This is a genomic window from Aureimonas sp. AU12, from assembly GCF_001463705.1.
Lineage (GTDB): Bacteria > Pseudomonadota > Alphaproteobacteria > Rhizobiales > Rhizobiaceae > Aureimonas.
The window spans coordinates 1-15,445 of the sequence record NZ_BBWH01000012.1 but is presented as its reverse complement, the minus strand read 5'-3'; the positions used below and the strand labels follow the sequence as shown (position 1 = coordinate 15,445).

The window sequence follows — 15,445 nt, the reverse complement described above, 5'->3', positions numbered from 1 at the left end:
GCTCGGAGCGTTTGGCGGCCCCGATCATGCAGAAGAGCGGACGATCGCTCGCCCGCTCTTTCCGATGATCCGACCTCCCTCGTTCAGCCGACGCGGCGTCGATGGGTGTCGAGGGAGATCACCTTCGGCGCGAGGCCGAGCACGTGGCTCTCCACTTCGGACCCCTGGCCGACCCGATCGAGGATGTGGAAGCGGTCGTCGTCGCCGAGTTCGAAGAGGGTGCCGTTGTTGCCCTTCGCCTCGCCGGTGCGCGTCACCAGGAGAAGCGAGCCGCTGCCCGCCAGATACGATCGGATGTTCCCGAGCGCCTGCGCGATCTCGTCGGCGGAGAAATAGCCGACATTGAGGATGTTGGCGGCGCGCACCAGTTCGAAACGGCCTTCGAGCGCCGGCGTCCTCTGCATGATGTCGTTCTGGATGAACTCGATCGAGCGGGCCTGCGGCAGGCGCGTCGTCATCTGCACGCGGTGCGCCCGTCCGGCGCGGATCGCCTGCGCCAGACGGGGCTGCAGCCGTTTGCGCGCGATGGCGAGCGGCAGGAAGGCCATCGTCAGATAGTCGAGACGACGCGTCCAGGGCCGCATCGACAGGCCGAACAGCTCGTAGCGCAGGGGCCAGCCGTCGCCGTCGCACAGCACCTGCGCATGGCGACCGAGCCGCACGAGGAAGGCGTCGATGAACAGGTCGGTCGCGGTAAAGCGGGCGTCGAAGCCATGACGGCGAAGATGCTCGGCGAACTCCACCGTGGTCACGCCCGTCGAGACGCCGATGTCGAGCACGTCCTCGAGCCCGCCGCGGCGGGCGCGAAGGAACGGAAGGAGACGCTCCTCCCAGTCCTGGAAGCGGGAGGGTCGCGTCATCTTGAACGTGCCGTTGCGCATCTTCAGCCGCGCGAAGAAGTCGGCTTCGGCCTTGGCGCTGGGTTCGATGGGCGAGAAGAAAATGCTGTCGGCCAGGAATTTCATTGGAAAGCGTCCTCAATCGCCAAGGACTTGAAACCTTCCATGGCGGGCGCACGCGGACAACTTGGGTCTCGTGCTGCGGCATGCCACCGAAGGGAGGAGGTCGGCGCGATCGCCTACACCTATCGGACCGGGTCGGAGTACCCGCGGGCCGCGAATCGGCCTCTGCTGGCGCGTGAGCGAAGGGCGCTGCGTGAGTTCGAGCGCCTGGGGCGGCGCGCATCCTCGCCGTTTGGGGGGGCTCGTGGACCGCGTTCGCGACGCGGGCAGTGCGAAATCTGCACGAAACATTGATGCCGTAGCGTCATTTGCGACAGATCTTGACCAAATGACGCCACTACTTGAAGTTGTGTAAGGGCGGAAGGATGATTCGCCCGGTCGTGTCCCTCGAGGATGACATACGGCATCCAACTTTTGGTTTGGTGCCGATCGTTAGTGACATCCGACTGAAACGGCGCGACAATTTTTCTACAACCTGTGATTTTTCACACATCAAACTGGAGCGAACCTTGCCAATCATTAACAACCGGTAAAGAACGTATGGATAAAGATCATCCGAATGGCTGGTCAGTCGCTCCATATGTCGACCGTCAGGTTTCCAGCGCTCGCGCCCGGCACGTCTTTGGGCAATGCGTTGGCGATGAGAAGTATTCGACCCAACCGCGAGCGGTTCGTTGCGCGCTACTGTCGAGTGCCCTTTTGACGAACATAGAAGATCACATTCAATGGAGTGATGCCGTTATGATTATCGCATCTTCTACATCTTCGTCGGCGGTCGATTCGAGAAATATCGGCGCCGAGGCCTTGGGTCATCTCCCGACGGCCTTTGCCGCGTCGCCCTGGATCGACGCGAGCCGCACTCGCACGTCCGGTACGGTACAGCTTGAGATTGCCATCATCGACGACCGGCCGCTGATGCGCGACTGCTTCGGGCGAAGCCTGACGATGATCGAGCCCAGCCTGACCCTGCGCAACTTCTCGACGATCGATGATCTGGAGGCCGCCGACGGGGAGGAGATCAGCAACGTCCAGATCATCCTGCTCTGCGTCATGTGGTCGAAGGCGCGCGCGAGCACCCATTTCGCCGATATCGCCCGGCTCAGCGCCGCCCATCCCTCGGCCGACGTCATTCTCCTGTCCGACATCGAGGACCTCAACGATATCCTCAAGGCGATCGAAAGCGGTGCCCGCGGCTACGTGCCGACGAGCGTCAGCCTGGAAGTCGCGGTCAAGGCGATGCAGCTCGTCGCCGCCGGCGGCGTCTATATTCCCGCCAGCGTCCTGTTCTGGTCCGACAAGATCATCAAGGAGATCTCGCAGTCGACCAAGCAGAAGCAGCAGCCCGATACGATCTTCACGTCACGCCAGAGCTCGGTGATGGAAGCCCTGCGTCGGGGCAAGGCGAACAAGATCATCGCCTACGAACTGAACATGTGTGAAAGCACGGTCAAGGTTCACATTCGCAACATCATGAAGAAGCTGAAGGCGAAGAACCGGACCGAAGTGGCGTATATCCTGAACAACATGATCCTGGACGAAAACAACGTGGTGCGAAACTAAAATCAGGTCATCCGGAGAAGCGTCGTGGAGGGTATCGGCTCGCGCCGGTGCTCTCCGGCGCTTTGTCGCCGGCCTTTAGGGCCTGTCGAGCAGATCGCCCGGCAGTCCCTGCAGGCCGGACCGGCATGACGTCGTGGCGGGTTTTGAGTCGATGTCGATCTCCATCCATCCATCCGTGAGCCGTCTGGCCGCCCCCGTGAAAGGGGCGAGCGATCGGTCGCTTCGGCCTGTCTGCTTCTTCGATGGCGTCGGCGACGCGATCCTCGCCGAGATCGGCACGCGCTGCCGCTGGGCCGAGGTGGCGGAAGGCGAGGAGATCGTCACCGCCGGCGAGTTTCTCGACAAGGTCTTCTTCCTGCGCAGGGGCGAGTTGCGCTACCTTCTCTACACCCGCATCGGCAAGATCGTCGCTCTGCGGGGGGCGCAGGAGGGTAGCTTCGTCGGCGACACGTCCCTGGTCGGGACCACGCCCGTTCCCTATTCCGTCGAGGCCGCCCGCACGTCGCTCGTCGCCTCGCTTCCGACGCGCCTCTTCCTCGAATGCGTCGATCGCGACCGTGATCTCGCACGTGCCCTCGTCCGCCATCTCGTCGGCCGGGAAGCGCAGCTGGCCGATCAGATCGTGGAGCTGTCGACCCTCAACGTCCAGGCTCGCATCCACAACGAACTGATCCGCCTGTCGCGCGATGGAGCGCGGCCGGATGGCACCGCGGTCATCATGCCCGTTCCCACCCATGCCGATCTCGCGCGCCGCGTCTGCACCCAGCGCGAGGCGGTCTCGCGCGAGCTCAGCCATCTTCAGGCCCTCGGCGTCGTCGTCCGGTTCGAGGGCGGGCTTCTCATCCCCGACGTCGGTCGGCTGAAGGACCTGCAGATCGACCTCGATCTCTGACGGCAGGCCGGATCGTCCGGTGCGTCGCGAGGTGTGGGTGCGAAGGCCCTCGGCTGGCCTCCTGCGGTTTGCGCCCTTCCTGCCTTCGATTATCACCCACCCATGTTCATCGCTCACGGCAAAGGCTGCCGGGTGGCCGTCGCGGGGGCGACCGGCTTCACCACCGGGCGCCAGGGCAGGCGCAGCGAGCGGCGCGGGCCCTTGTCGCGATAGATCGCCTGCCGATAGACCCACTCGTAGGGCCAGCGCTCCAGCGTGCGATGCACCACGTGGGTGAGCACCAGCGTCGTCACGCCCGTCAGCACGAAGAACTGCGCCATCGACAGGGCGATGTCGTCGGTGAACACGCCATGCCGGTCGAGAAGGCCGCGCACGGCGTAATAGGTGTAGGGGTGCACGAGGTAGAGACTGTAGCTGACCGTGCCGAGATAGAGGAACACCGGTCTTCCCAGCGCCTTGGCCGTCAGACTCTGGGCGGAGACGGCGAGCAGGAAGTAGAGCGCCGTCGCCGCGAGCAGCAACGGGACCACGGGATTGCGGAAATCCTGCCAGTCATACTCGTAATGGCCGCGTGAGCCGAGCGCGATGACGGCGACGATCAGCAGCATCTCGAGAACGGGGTGACGCCCGGTGCGGATCGACGGGTGCCGATCGTAGAGACAACGGATCGCGAGCCCCGTCACGAAGTAGAGCGAGATCGGAAACCGGGCGACGAAGGCACCGACCGCGACAGCGAGCAGCAGCACGGCGAGCTTCGAGCGATGGCGCAGCAGGACCGACACGCCGGCCGCCGTCAGCACGTAGAACCAGACCTCGTAGGTCAGGCTCCACGCATTGGGCGTCAGTTGCTCCGTTCCCGCGAAGATGTCGGTGAAGGTCAGTCCCGCGACGATCGCCTGTCCGGTGTTGAGCTTGGGATAGAGATCGGTCGCGGCGTTGAGTGCGATGAAGAGGATCGAAAGCGCGAAGAACAGGGGATAGAGCCGCATGAAACGGCGCGCGGCGAACTCGCGAATATCGTAGCGCATCGCGCTCGGCAGGATGACGAAGCCGCTGATGACGAAGAAGATCTCGACGCCGAACGTCCCGAAGTTCCACCAGGGGGTGATCGCCGAAATGTAGCCGACATCGGTCTCGTAGATATGCCGGGCGGCGCCGCCGATGAGATGGGCCGCGAACACCATCACCGAGGCGATGCCGCGCAGACCGTGCAGGGCCGTGTTGAAGCCGGAGTCGGTGCCGTTCGCCGGGGATCGCCTGCCGCTCATTCCTCAGCCCCTCCCAAAGACCCGATCGTGCTGCCGGATCGAAGATCCGCCAACGGCCAGCATAAGCGCGACGCGAGGCCGGGCGATGCGGGAAGTCAGCGAGGTCCGCTCCCGAGATCGGGCAACCGGACCCCGACGAAGGGCGTAGGCGAATGACGCCTCTCCCGCTTCCGGAGGAGGGGGGTGCGGTGCGGCCGTCATCGGTGGCAAGCGTCGCGCCCGATCGACGGCTTGCCGCTCCGAAGGCACCGGGTAGGCTCGACCTCATCCTATCAAGGCAGCGAGGACGGACCTTCATGATCGCCATCGAGACGCCGGTCGCGCCTGCGATCGTCCAAGCCTCCACTGCCGCCGGATGGGGCCAGGCGAAGGCTCGGCCCTTCCACCTCGCCCGTCGGGGTTGACGCGAGATGGCACTGACGATGCTGTTGACGTCGGCGGGGCGCCGCGCCGGCCTCCTCGACTGCTTCCGCCAGTCGGCAGCCGAACTCGGACTGCCGTTGCGGGTTCTCGCCTGCGACCTCGAACCGGACTGGAGCGCGGCGTGCCACCGGGCCGACGCGCGCTTCGCGGTCCCGCGCGTCGACGATCCCGGCTATGTCGATGCCCTTCTCGCCATCGTGCGGGCGGAAGGCGTGGGCCTCGTCGTGCCCACGATCGACACCGAACTCTCACCGCTCGCCGATGCGCGAGCCGCGTTCGAAGCTGCCGGCGCACGTGTCCATGTCGGGGCGAGCGAGGATGTCGCCGTCGCGCGGGACAAGCTGAAGACGGCCGTCGCCCTGGAGCGGGCGGGCGTTCCCGTTCCCTGGACGATGGCGATCGAGGCGGTCGAGGACCCGGAAGCGCTGGCCTGGCCGCTGTTCCTGAAACCCTCCGGCGGCAGCGCCAGCCGGGGCATCCAGATCGTCCGGGTGGCGGCCGACCTGCCGGCGTCCTCGACCGAGCCGATGGTGCTGCAGCAACTCCTCGAAGGGCCGGAATACACGGTGAACGTCTTCGTCGACGCGGCGGGGCGCCTGCGCTGCGTCGTGCCGCATCGGCGGGTGCGGGTGCGGGCCGGCGAGGTCGAGAAGGGCGTGACCGAGCGTGACCCGCTCTTCGATCTGCTGGCGGAAGGCGTGGGGAAGGCGATGCCCGGTCTTCGTGGGGCCGCCTGCTTCCAGTTGATCCTCGACCGCTCGAGCGGTCCGCGCGTCTTCGAGATCAACGCCCGGTTCGGCGGCGGCTATCCGCTGGCGCACGAGGCCGGGGCGCCCTTCGCGCGGTGGCTGCTGGAGGAGACGGCGGGGCTGGCGTCCTCGTGCGGCGACGGGTGGCAGGCCGGCGTCACCATGCTGCGCTACGACGCCGCCGTCTTTATCCGATGAGCGCGCCCATCCTCGTCTTCGATCTCGACGACACGCTCTATCTGGAGCGCGATTTCGCCCGCAGCGGATTTGAGGCCGCCTCCGCCTGCCTTGCCGATGCGGCGGATCGCGGGCGGTTCGCCGAACGCTGCCTCGCGATCCTCGACGAAGGCGGGCGCGGCCGGATCTTCGACCGGGCGCTCGCCGCGCAGGGGCTGACAGCGACGCCGGACCTCGTGGCGCGTCTCGTCGAGTCCTATCGCGACCACGACCCCGACATCGCGCTCGCGGCCGATGTGCGGCGCTATCTCTCCGGGCGCGACGGTCGCTGGCGTGGCGCGCTGATCACCGACGGGCCGGCGGCGACGCAGGAGGCGAAGATCCGGGCGCTGTCTCTGCGCGAGGTTCTGGGCTGCGTCGTCTGCACGGGCGCGCTCGGGCCCGGCTTCGGCAAGCCGCATCCTCGATCGTTCGAGATCGTCGAAGCCTGGGCGGGGGCAGGGGCGGGCTCGCTCGTCTATGTCGCCGACAATCCGACGAAGGATTTCGTCACGCCGCGGGCGCGAGGCTGGACGACGATCGAGATCCGGCGTCCCGAGCGCATCCACCGAAAGCCCGCGCCCGACCGCCACCACCAAGCCCATGCCGCGATCGAGAGCTTCGCGGATCTCGACCGTTGCCTTGAGGCGCTCGGCACACGAACGATACTGGCGGTCTGATAGGCGGTGCTTCGCCCCGGACCTCGACGCCTCGTCGCTCCACTGGAACGGGATCGAATGCCACGTCCGGCTCGAAGGGCGGCGGGGTGTTCGACAGATAGCGCCTGATGACGCGCGCGGTCGCCAACATCAGTGCGTGACGGCGATGATCACGATGCCGGTAGGGCTCAGCCAGTTGACTGCTCATCAAGGTCGCCCAGGCCGAGCCTCAGTGCGTTTCGGACAGGCATGTCCCGTGGTCGCCGAGCGCCTCTATCACCCGGCATTCGGCAACCGAGTGGTTCGTGCACGCCGTCATCCGTGCGACCTCCGCCCGCAGGGCCGTCAGCCGGGCGATCTTGTGGTCGATGTCGGCAAGGTGAGCGGCCGCGAGGCTGTCGGCACTCGCGCAGGGGCGGTCCGGCTCGCCGGCGAGCGCCAGAAGCTCGCGGATCGGATCGATCTCGAAGCCGAGCTCGCGCGCATGCCGGATGAAGCGCAGGCGCCGAAGATCCCCTGCGTCGTAGAGGCGACGGTTGCCCTCCGTCCTCGGCGGCGAGGGCAGCAGGCCGATCTGTTCGTAGTAGCGGATCGTCGGCACCTTGATGCCGCTGGCGCGCGATGCCTCTCCGATTGGAACACCCTTCGTCATTTTTCCGCTTGCTCCTCTAGCCGCTAGAGGAAGTAGGCCCTGCGGTGATCGAGATGCAAGGACGGATCGCCATGAGCGCCCTGAGACACGAGAGCCGCTACCGGGTGAGCGGGATGGATTGCGCCGCCTGCGGCAACAAGGTCGACACCGCCATCCGGCGGCTTCCGGGGGTGGAGGACGTCGCCGTTTCCGTTGCCGCGGGAACGGTGAAGGTCAGCCATGGCGAAGGCTTCGACGGGACGAGCGTGGTGCGGCAGGTCCGCAACCTCGGCTACGGCGCCGAGCCGGCCTCGGATCTTGCAGCGATTTCCAATGCGCATGATCCCGATGGCCACGAGGGTGAGGGGCACGATCACGCCGGCCACACCCACGACCACCCGAGCGAAGCCGGGATGGCGTGGTGGCGCACGCGCAAGGCCCGGCTGACTGCGGCCTGCGGTGCCGCGCTCGTCGTCGCCTACGCGCTCGGCCATCTCGTTCCCTCGCTCGAGCGTCCGGCCTTCCTCGCAGCGCTTGCTGTCGGCCTCGTTCCGGTTGCCTGGCGCGCGATCACGGCCGCCCGCTTCGGCACGCCGTTCTCGATCGAGACGTTGATGTCGATCGCCGCCATCGGCGCCGTCTTCATCGGCGCCGAGGAGGAGGCGGTGACGGTGGTCCTCCTGTTCCTCGTCGGCGAGATGCTGGAGGGCGTCGCCGCCGGCCGTGCCCGGGCGAGCATCCAGGGTCTTTCGGCCCTCGTCCCGAAGACGGCGCTGCTCGAGGTGGACGGCGAGACGGTGGATGTGCCTGCTGACAGCCTGACGATCGGCTCCACCATCCTCGTGCGTCCGGGCGATCGGATCCCCGCCGATGGCGTGGTCGTGGAAGGCTCGGGCGAGGTCGACGAAGCGCCGGTCACGGGCGAGAGCGTGCCGAAGCGCAAGACCGTCGGCGATCCCGTCTTCGCCGGCACGGTCAACGCGGGCTCGGTCCTGCGGGTGAAGGTGACGGCTGCGGCATCCGACAACACGATCGCGCGCGTCGTGCGGCTCGTCGAGGAGGCGCAGGAATCGAAGTCGCCCACCGAACGTTTCATCGACCGCTTCTCGAAGGTCTATACGCCCGCCGTTCTGGCGGTCGGAGCGCTGGTCGCCGTCGTTCCGCCGCTGGCTTTCGGCGGCGCTTGGGACGAATGGATCTACAAGGGCTTGGCGATTCTCCTCATCGGCTGCCCCTGTGCGCTGGTGATCTCGACGCCGGCCGCGATCGCCGCCGGCCTGTCCGCGGGGGCCCGCCGCGGTCTCCTGATGAAGGGCGGCGCCGTGCTGGAGAGCCTCGGCGGCATCACCGCGATTGCCTTCGACAAGACGGGAACGCTGACGGCGGGCAAACCCGTGGTGACCGACATCGTCGCCCTCGGCCGCTCGCAGACGCAGGTCCTGTCGCTGGCCGCGGCGCTGGAGACGGGATCGAACCATCCGCTGGCGCTCGCGATCCTCGATCGCGCCAAGGCGGACAGGGCGCCGATTCCGCCCGCCTTCGATGCTCAGGCGGTTCCCGGCGAAGGCGTCGAGGGCGGCGTCGGCGGGGAGCGGGTGTTCCTTGGCTCACAGCAGGCGGCCGCTCGACGCTCGACGCTCCCGGCCGAGCAGGCGGATGCGATCAAGGCCCTGAACTCCGAAGGCAAGACGGTGTCGGTGGTGGTCGTCGACGGTGCCGTGGCGGGCTTCATCGCCATGCGCGACGAGGCGCGGCCGGACGCGGCCGACGGTCTTGCGAGCCTGAAGGCATCCGGTATCCGGACCGTCATGCTGACGGGCGACAACAAGCGCACCGCCGAGGCCGTGGCCGCATCCCTCGGGATCGAGGCGCGCGCCGAGCTTCTGCCGGAGGACAAGCAGCGCATCGTGCGCGAGCTTCAGGCGAAAGGGTTCAAGGTCGCCAAGATCGGCGACGGCATCAACGACGCCCCGGCGTTGGCGGCGGCCGACATCGGCATTGCCATGGGCGGCGGCACCGACGTCGCGCTGGAGACGGCGGACGCCGCCGTGCTGCACGGGCGGGTGCGGGACATCCCGGACATGATCGACCTCTCGAAGAGCGTGATGGGCAACATCCGCGTGAACATCGCCATCGCGCTCGGCCTGAAGGCGGTGTTCCTCGTCACCACCCTCGTCGGCCTCACGGGCCTCTGGCCGGCGATTCTCGCCGACACGGGCGCCACCGTCCTCGTCACCGCCAATGCGATGCGGCTCCTCGGGTGGAAGTCGCGTTGACGGGCGACCATCCCCGACATTGGTCGCCTGCAGCCTCGGACCTAGCTCCTTTCGCCGTTCCGGTCCCGTCGTGGCTGACCCATTTTGCGGCCAAATCGCCACGATGGACCCCTCTCGACGGCACCAAATGACGCTTTGGCGCGGTCTGTCTTCAGAATCAGTCTTGGAGCCGGAGGGCGCTTGCGATAAAGCACCCATGAAATTTGCTGGACGGTCTCTCCGGCAAGACGAGAACGGCATTGGTCGGCGGCTCTTTGGCAAGTCGGACATTCGAAGGATCGCGTCTGCAACCGAGGCAGCATTTTCATCAGGCGCCTCGGCTGCTAGGTTGCGGTCAAATTCATTGTTTTGGAAACGGGAATACGCATGAAGGTTGATGTTCGGGACAACAATGTGGATCAGGCCCTCCGGGCGCTGAAGAAGAAGCTGCAGCGCGAAGGCGTCTTCCGCGAGATGAAGGCCCGCTCCTTCTACGAGAAGCCGTCCGAGAAGCGCGTTCGCGAGCAGCAGGAAGCTGTCCGCCGTTCGCGCAAGGCGGCTCGCAAGGCGCTTCAGAAGGAAGGGCTGCTACCCTCGCCGAAGAAGAAAGAGCCCGCAGCCGGCGCACGTCGCCCGGCAGCCTTCGGCTAAGGCCGGCCTCTCTTTTCGAGAACGAGAACGGCGGCTCGATCCGAGCCTCGTTCCGCCAATGTCGTGCGTCCGGGACCGCTCGTTCGAGCCAACCGGCGCCCATTCGCGGAGCGCTTTGTTGTGTCCTCTGATCCGGGCCGCGATCGGTAGTCCGGGACGACTGGCGGTTGTCGGCGGCTACAGTGAGATGTCACGGCCATAAGGCACGGCTCGAATCGTTGGATCCGATGGGATCGACAACGATTGCCGATGGTCGCGTGATGCCGCAACCGACGAAGGTCACGCCTGCGTGGCTGATAGTCGGCCATGCGAATGGTTTGGGAGCGCCCGCTATCCCTACCGATTGAGACCCCGACGCCCCTTCGCAATGGGGCGAACCGGGAGATCGATCAGGAAGACAGTTCTGACCACGGCCGGCTTCCTCTTCGTCGCCACCGCCGCCATGGCCCAGTCGTCGCCGGCGGCCTTTACCGGGAAGGCCGCGTCCGGCGGGATGTTCGAGATCCAGTCGAGCGAGATGATCCTCAAGGACGGCGCGAGCGACCCGAAGGTCAAGGAATTCGCGACCCAGATGATCGCCGACCACACGAAGGCGGCGGCAGACCTCAAGGTCGCGGTCGCCAAGGCCGGCGTCACGGTCCCGACGACGCTCGCCTCGAAGGAGGCGACGAAGCTCCAGCCGTTGTCGGCGGAAAAGGGCCACAGGTAGAAGCTCTATCTGAAGCAGCAGATCCTGGCGCATAACGACGCTGTAGTGCTGCATCGCGGATATGCCGCCGACGGCACCGATCCGAACCTCGAGGCCTATGCCGATAAGGCTCTGCCGGTGCTGGAAGAGTATTCCAGGCGCATCGATACGATGAAACCCGCGCAGTAGGTGGGAGGCTTCGATCGGGGAGGGCCCTGGATGCCGCTCCCCGAAGATTTCCATCGAGCCGCTCTACCCGTCCTTCCGCCGGCCACGCGCCACGACGGAGAGGCCGGGTGCCGGCAAAGGCCGCAGCAGTTTCGAGGCTTCCGACCACGGCGCCCGAAGCCAGACGTCCATCTCGTCGGCTTCGGTCAGGATCAGCGGAAACGCCTTCGGGTTCATTGCCCCGACCGTCTTGGTGGCATCCACGGTCAGAAGGCCGAACACGTCGACGCTCACTTCGCCCTCCTCGACCTTCCGCACGCCCGTCCAACGGCACCAGACGCCGGCGAACACCATCAGGGGTCGGCTTTCGTCGACGGCGTACCAGACCGGCAGCTTTCGCCGCTCCGGCGTCGTTTCGTACTGGGCGAGCGACGTGAACGGCACGAGGCAGCGGTGTTCCGGTGACAGCCACGGACGCCAGTGCGGGCTCTTGAGGCTGCGGATGATGGCGACCCCGGGATCGTTCGGCCGGCCCTTCGTGGCAAAGGCGGGCGACGGCAGGCCCCATCGCATCCTCGTCAGTTCACGAACCCCGTCCACCGACCGCACGACGGGCGCCTCGTCGTCGGGAAAGACGACGGGCAGGGGCGACAGAGGCCCGGCGCGATCCTTCGTCGCCCGCGTGAGGCCACGGATCGCGGGCTGGTCTTTCATGATCGCGTAAAGATCGCAGATGGGAAGAGCCCTCGAACACGCTCGCCCGGCGAGCCCTTTGCGTCGAGCGGTCGATATGACCGGATCGACGCCCGCAGGCAAGGCAGTGAGCGTTACGCTTTGTGCGCCTCGCCAACATTTACGGCTTGGGTGCTGGCGTCCCGTTCGTCTCGAACACGACCTTCCAGAGTTCGGTCGGCAGGCTGGCGGGCGCACCGGGCTTGAAGAAGACGGAGTCCTGAATGTGAGACGACGTGACGTAGATCGTGCCGTCCGGGCCCTCGCCGAACGTGTCGGGCCAGCGCAGGCGCTCGTCGCGGACGAGAACGCTCGGCTGCGCGGTTGGCCCGGCCTCGAGGTCGCGAACCTTCACCGCATTCTCCTCCACCGCGCTCAGATACATCCGCCCGCTGTCGCGACCGATGAGCAGCCCGTCCGACACGCCGTTCTCGCCGAAATTCTCGACGGCCGACGCGACCTCGTCGCCGGAGACGTCGGCGGACAGCAGCGTCTGCGTGGGAATGCGATGGAGCGTGCGGCCCTTGATCGCCTGCCAGTAGAGATGCGCGCCGTCCTTCGAGAGGGCGATGCCATCGGCGGAGAACTCGACGCCGCGCCCATCCGGGCGGCGCAGCGCCTTGCCGTCGGTGGAAACGACGACGCCCTTCTCGACCTGCGTGGACGGGTGGCCGTTGAGCAGGCGGCGCGCCTTGCCGCTTTCGAGGTCGACCACGAGAAGCGCGCCCTTCGCCCCGGAGTCGGTGATGAAGGCGTGGCGGCCGTCCGCGGTGAAGCGAATGTCGTTGAGGTAGGACCCCTGAGGCGCCACGGTCTCGTCGAAGGCGATCGTCTGCACGACGGCGTTCGTCTTCAGGTCGATCCGCACCAGCTTGGGTCCCTGGGGCACAATGAGCGACTGCGCCGGTGCTGCGGGATCGAGCACCCAGAGATGGCCCCGCCCGTCGGCGACCACGCTCTGGACGCAGACGAAATGGTCGCCGGGCGACATCTCGTCCTTGCGCGCATTGCGCCAGCTGTTCCACTCGGCGTTCGGGTAAGGGGTGATCGATCCGTCCTTGGCGACCTCGGCGACGGAGACCGGAGAGTCCTCGGTCCACCGCGGGAAGTTCACGAAAATGCGCCCATCCTCGGAAACCGTCACGCCCGTCACCTGATGCGGAAACGCTGCGACCTGCTCGAGACTCGCTTTCGAGGTCGGCATGGCCGGAGCCGGTTGCGCCAGAGTCTGCGCGGAAACGAGCAGCAGGGCCGTGCCCGCCAACATTGCCGAGGTGATGGAATGTTGCATCGCTCGTCGTCCTTGCCATGGAGGAACGACACCGGCCGTTCTCGTCTTCAGGAAGACGACGAGGCCTGACGCCAGTTCCCCAGCCTCGAGCGCAAACTGATTGCGCGGCCATCGATCGCAGGCGATCGGCGACACGGCACTGCAGCCTCATCCCGCGATAATTGTGGCGGCAAAATTTTATCAACGCTCATGTTGATACGCCATCGCGACCAACCTTGCGCTAATAGCCGAGGGTGACGATGTTAGCATAGCGATGACAAAGTGCTCAGCTGTCGAGGCAATTACCTCGACACGGTCCTGCTGATGGGAACGGCGGGGTCGGCCTAGCCGGAAGCGCCGCGCCCGGTCTTTGTCCTCGGCGCCGCAACGGCAAGCTTCGCGTAGTTTGCGGCCCTCGGCTACGGCGCGCGCCTGCTGCAATCTGTCTTCACGCTCCCCGCGGCTTGGCGCATCCTGGACGCCCTCGTCGACATCGTCATGCTGACCCTCGCAACATCGCTCTCGTGAGCGCCATGAAACATCCGGGCTGACCCGCCGATGCATGATCTCCTCATCGTCTACACGACCTAAGTTATCGCCGCCGGAAGCCCCGGGCCAAGCAACGTGGCGATCATGAACACCGCCATGATGCATGGTCGCGGGCCTGCGCTCGCGTTAGTCGCGGGTGTCGTCACGATGTCGACGTGCTGGGGTCTCATCGCCGCAACGGGCGTGTCGACGCTTCTGGCAAGCAATGCCAACGCCCTCGTCGTCTTGAAAGTGGGTGGTGGCCTTTACCTCCTCTGGCTCGCGTGGCGGACCGCGCGGTCGGCGGCAACCCCCGACAAGCCAACCAAGGACGCGGCGTCCCGTTCGCCAAGAGCCTTGGCGCTCTACGGCTGGGGCGTGCTGATGCACTTGGGGAATCCAAAGTCGGTCCTAGCATGGGTCGCGATCCTGTCGCTTGGACTGAAGCCCGACGCCGCCCTGGGAACGGTGGCGGTGGCCTATGGCGGCTGCGTCCTGCTCGGCGTCCTGATCTTCCCGGGCCATGCCCTTCTCTTCTCGACCGCGCCGATGGTTCGGGGGTATGCCCGCGCCCGGCGCTGGATCGAGAGTGCGCTCGCCGTCTTCTTCGCAGGCGCGGGCATCCGCTTGATCCTGTCCCGATGATCGTCCTCAAGGAGCCCACGATGCCCGTCACGTCATCGTTCCATGGTCTGTCCGCCTTCCCGATCACGCCTGCCGACGAGCACGGCCGCGTCGACGTAGAGATGCTCGAGAGGCTGTTGGATCGCCTGTGCGAGCCAGGCGTCGACTCGATCGGCCTTCTCGGCTCGACGGGCACCTATGCCTACCTGACCCGGGAAGAACGAGGCGTTCGAACACTACCGGGCGGTGACGGCCGCATCCGGCCTACCGCTCTGCATCTACAACAATCCCGGCACCACCCGTTTCACCTTCGGCCTCGATCTTCTGGAGCGGCTCTCCCGCCTCCCCACGATCCGGGCCGGGAAGATGCCCTTGCCGTCTGACGGCGACTACGGGAGCGAGATCGCCGCCCTGCGCGACAGGACGGGCCTTGCGGTCGGCTACAGCGGCGATTGGGGAACGGCGGACGCCCTCCTGGCAGGCGCGGATGCGTTCTACAGCGTCCTCGGCGGCACGCTACCGGATCCTGTCGTGGCGCTGGTACGCGCCGCGCAAGTGGGCGATGCGGGAGAGGCGCGCCGGATCGATGCGTCCCTCGCGCCGCTTTGGGAGACCTTCAAGGCCTTCGGCAGCCTGCGCGTGATGAATGTGCTCCTGGACTTACTCGGATTGGGGAAGGCAAAGTTGCCGAAGCCGATCCTACCGCTCGAAGACAAGGCGCGCGAGCAGGTTCTGACGGCGGCAGAACCCCTATTGAGTGTAAGATAGGGCCAGGTCCGCTGCCGCGTATCGACCGAAGGATGTCTGCTCTGAGGAACGTAAGACTAGAGCGTGAGCGGCCGATATAGGTCATTACCAGAAGCTCGGCACCCGCTATGGGGTCTCGGCTAGCAAGTACTGGCGCCGGCCGGAAACGATCTGCGAGAGCCACGCGCACCATGCGCTGGTGGACACGCTGGAGCGTCGCGACGGCGAGCATGCGGCAGCGCTCTTGGAGCGCCACCTCGTTGAGCTTCTGGCGGCCTCGATCTCGGCGCCGAGCCGGCGCGCCGGACGATCCTCGCCAACGCCCTGTCGATGCGCTCGCCGCCAGCGTCGTGATCCCGCTTGGCGCCTCCGATCTCTCGCCCGGCCGTCAGCCGACCATGCGCTCCTGCATCAGGGCAAGG

At 66.4% G+C, this 15,445-nt stretch carries 12 protein-coding genes and 2 pseudogenes; 9 read left to right on the top strand and 5 right to left on the bottom strand.

The genetic code is table 11. From position 1 onward, the window contains the following. Positions 1-83 precede the first annotated feature (83 nt). Positions 84-965 (bottom strand): hypothetical protein, encoded by an 882-nt coding sequence (locus AUL33_RS05485; protein ID WP_062204845.1) that lies wholly within the window; start codon positions 963-965, stop codon positions 84-86. Positions 966-1,502: 537 nt separating this feature from the next. Here AUL33_RS05485 and AUL33_RS22730 point away from each other — a divergent pair. Beyond that, positions 1,503-2,522: a response regulator transcription factor gene (locus AUL33_RS22730; RefSeq protein ID WP_244492004.1), complete on the top strand. Its 1,020-nt coding sequence runs from the start codon at positions 1,503-1,505 to the stop codon at positions 2,520-2,522. A 151-nt stretch (positions 2,523-2,673) separates the two neighbouring features. After that, positions 2,674-3,414, top strand: a complete 741-nt coding sequence (locus tag AUL33_RS05475; RefSeq protein WP_062204839.1) for a Crp/Fnr family transcriptional regulator — start codon at positions 2,674-2,676, stop codon at positions 3,412-3,414. Positions 3,415-3,527: 113 nt separating this feature from the next. Here the strand turns inward: AUL33_RS05475 and AUL33_RS05470 are convergent, their stop codons facing one another. Beyond that, positions 3,528-4,682 (bottom strand): acyltransferase, encoded by a 1,155-nt coding sequence (locus AUL33_RS05470; protein WP_062204835.1) that lies wholly within the window; start codon positions 4,680-4,682, stop codon positions 3,528-3,530. 410 nt (positions 4,683-5,092) lie between these two features. On the opposite strand from AUL33_RS05470, the gene AUL33_RS05465 reads away from it, so the two are divergent. Continuing rightward, positions 5,093-6,052: an ATP-grasp domain-containing protein gene (locus AUL33_RS05465; protein WP_062204832.1), complete on the top strand. Its 960-nt coding sequence runs from the start codon at positions 5,093-5,095 to the stop codon at positions 6,050-6,052. Continuing rightward, the gene (locus tag AUL33_RS05460; RefSeq protein WP_062204829.1) at positions 6,049-6,750 is read left to right on the top strand and encodes an HAD family hydrolase; all 702 of its coding nucleotides are present in this window, start codon (positions 6,049-6,051) and stop codon (positions 6,748-6,750) included. The genes AUL33_RS05465 and AUL33_RS05460 overlap by 4 nt, the downstream gene beginning before the upstream one ends. Before the next feature lie 208 nt (positions 6,751-6,958). Here AUL33_RS05460 and AUL33_RS05455 read toward each other — a convergent pair whose 3' ends face one another. Continuing rightward, positions 6,959-7,381, bottom strand: a complete 423-nt coding sequence (locus AUL33_RS05455) for a helix-turn-helix domain-containing protein (protein WP_062204826.1) — start codon at positions 7,379-7,381, stop codon at positions 6,959-6,961. A gap of 71 nt (positions 7,382-7,452) precedes the next feature. Between AUL33_RS05455 and AUL33_RS05450 the strand changes: the two genes are divergently transcribed. The 3 genes and pseudogenes from AUL33_RS05450 to AUL33_RS22725 all read left to right on the top strand — a co-directional run bounded on the left by AUL33_RS05450 (position 7,453) and on the right by AUL33_RS22725 (position 11,143). Continuing rightward, entirely contained in the window at positions 7,453-9,636 is a 2,184-nt protein-coding gene (locus AUL33_RS05450) for a heavy metal translocating P-type ATPase (RefSeq protein WP_062204873.1), read from the top strand. A 366-nt stretch (positions 9,637-10,002) separates the two neighbouring features. Beyond that, positions 10,003-10,266 carry a 30S ribosomal protein S21 gene (rpsU, locus tag AUL33_RS05445; RefSeq protein ID WP_062204823.1) on the top strand — a complete coding sequence of 88 codons (264 nt, stop codon included), beginning with the start codon at positions 10,003-10,005 and terminating at the stop codon, positions 10,264-10,266. 367 nt (positions 10,267-10,633) lie between these two features. Then, positions 10,634-11,143: pseudogene (locus AUL33_RS22725) on the top strand (DUF4142 domain-containing protein). Between the two features lie 63 nt (positions 11,144-11,206). Here AUL33_RS22725 and AUL33_RS05435 read toward each other — a convergent pair. Together AUL33_RS05435 and AUL33_RS05430 are read right to left on the bottom strand one after the other, a co-directional pair. After that, positions 11,207-11,938 (bottom strand): SOS response-associated peptidase family protein, encoded by a 732-nt coding sequence (locus AUL33_RS05435; protein ID WP_374754408.1) that lies wholly within the window; start codon positions 11,936-11,938, stop codon positions 11,207-11,209. 37 nt (positions 11,939-11,975) lie between these two features. After that, entirely contained in the window at positions 11,976-13,145 is a 1,170-nt protein-coding gene (locus AUL33_RS05430) for an L-dopachrome tautomerase-related protein (RefSeq protein ID WP_082652335.1), read from the bottom strand. 573 nt (positions 13,146-13,718) lie between these two features. Between AUL33_RS05430 and AUL33_RS05425 the strand changes: the two genes are divergently transcribed. Both AUL33_RS05425 and AUL33_RS05420 read left to right on the top strand, forming a co-directional pair. Continuing rightward, positions 13,719-14,297: a LysE family translocator gene (locus tag AUL33_RS05425; protein WP_244492007.1), complete on the top strand. Its 579-nt coding sequence runs from the start codon at positions 13,719-13,721 to the stop codon at positions 14,295-14,297. A gap of 20 nt (positions 14,298-14,317) precedes the next feature. Continuing rightward, positions 14,318-15,044 (top strand): annotated as a pseudogene (locus tag AUL33_RS05420) (dihydrodipicolinate synthase family protein). Positions 15,045-15,445 lie beyond the last annotated feature (401 nt).

Bases quoted from the DNA above. Each gene is read 5' to 3' on its own strand.
- AUL33_RS05465 (WP_062204832.1), top strand. From the start codon at position 5,093: ATGGCACTGACGATGCTGTTGACGTCGGCGGGGCGCCGCGCCGGCCTC.
- AUL33_RS05475 (WP_062204839.1), top strand. From the start codon at position 2,674: ATGTCGATCTCCATCCATCCATCCGTGAGCCGTCTGGCCGCCCCCGTG.
- AUL33_RS05455 (WP_062204826.1), bottom strand. From the start codon at position 7,381: ATGACGAAGGGTGTTCCAATCGGAGAGGCATCGCGCGCCAGCGGCATC.
- AUL33_RS05450 (WP_062204873.1), top strand. From the start codon at position 7,453: ATGAGCGCCCTGAGACACGAGAGCCGCTACCGGGTGAGCGGGATGGAT.
- AUL33_RS05470 (WP_062204835.1), bottom strand. From the start codon at position 4,682: ATGAGCGGCAGGCGATCCCCGGCGAACGGCACCGACTCCGGCTTCAAC.
- rpsU (WP_062204823.1), top strand. From the start codon at position 10,003: ATGAAGGTTGATGTTCGGGACAACAATGTGGATCAGGCCCTCCGGGCG.
- AUL33_RS05485 (WP_062204845.1), bottom strand. From the start codon at position 965: ATGAAATTCCTGGCCGACAGCATTTTCTTCTCGCCCATCGAACCCAGC.
- AUL33_RS05430 (WP_082652335.1), bottom strand. From the start codon at position 13,145: ATGCAACATTCCATCACCTCGGCAATGTTGGCGGGCACGGCCCTGCTG.
- AUL33_RS05460 (WP_062204829.1), top strand. From the start codon at position 6,049: ATGAGCGCGCCCATCCTCGTCTTCGATCTCGACGACACGCTCTATCTG.
- AUL33_RS22730 (WP_244492004.1), top strand. From the start codon at position 1,503: ATGGATAAAGATCATCCGAATGGCTGGTCAGTCGCTCCATATGTCGAC.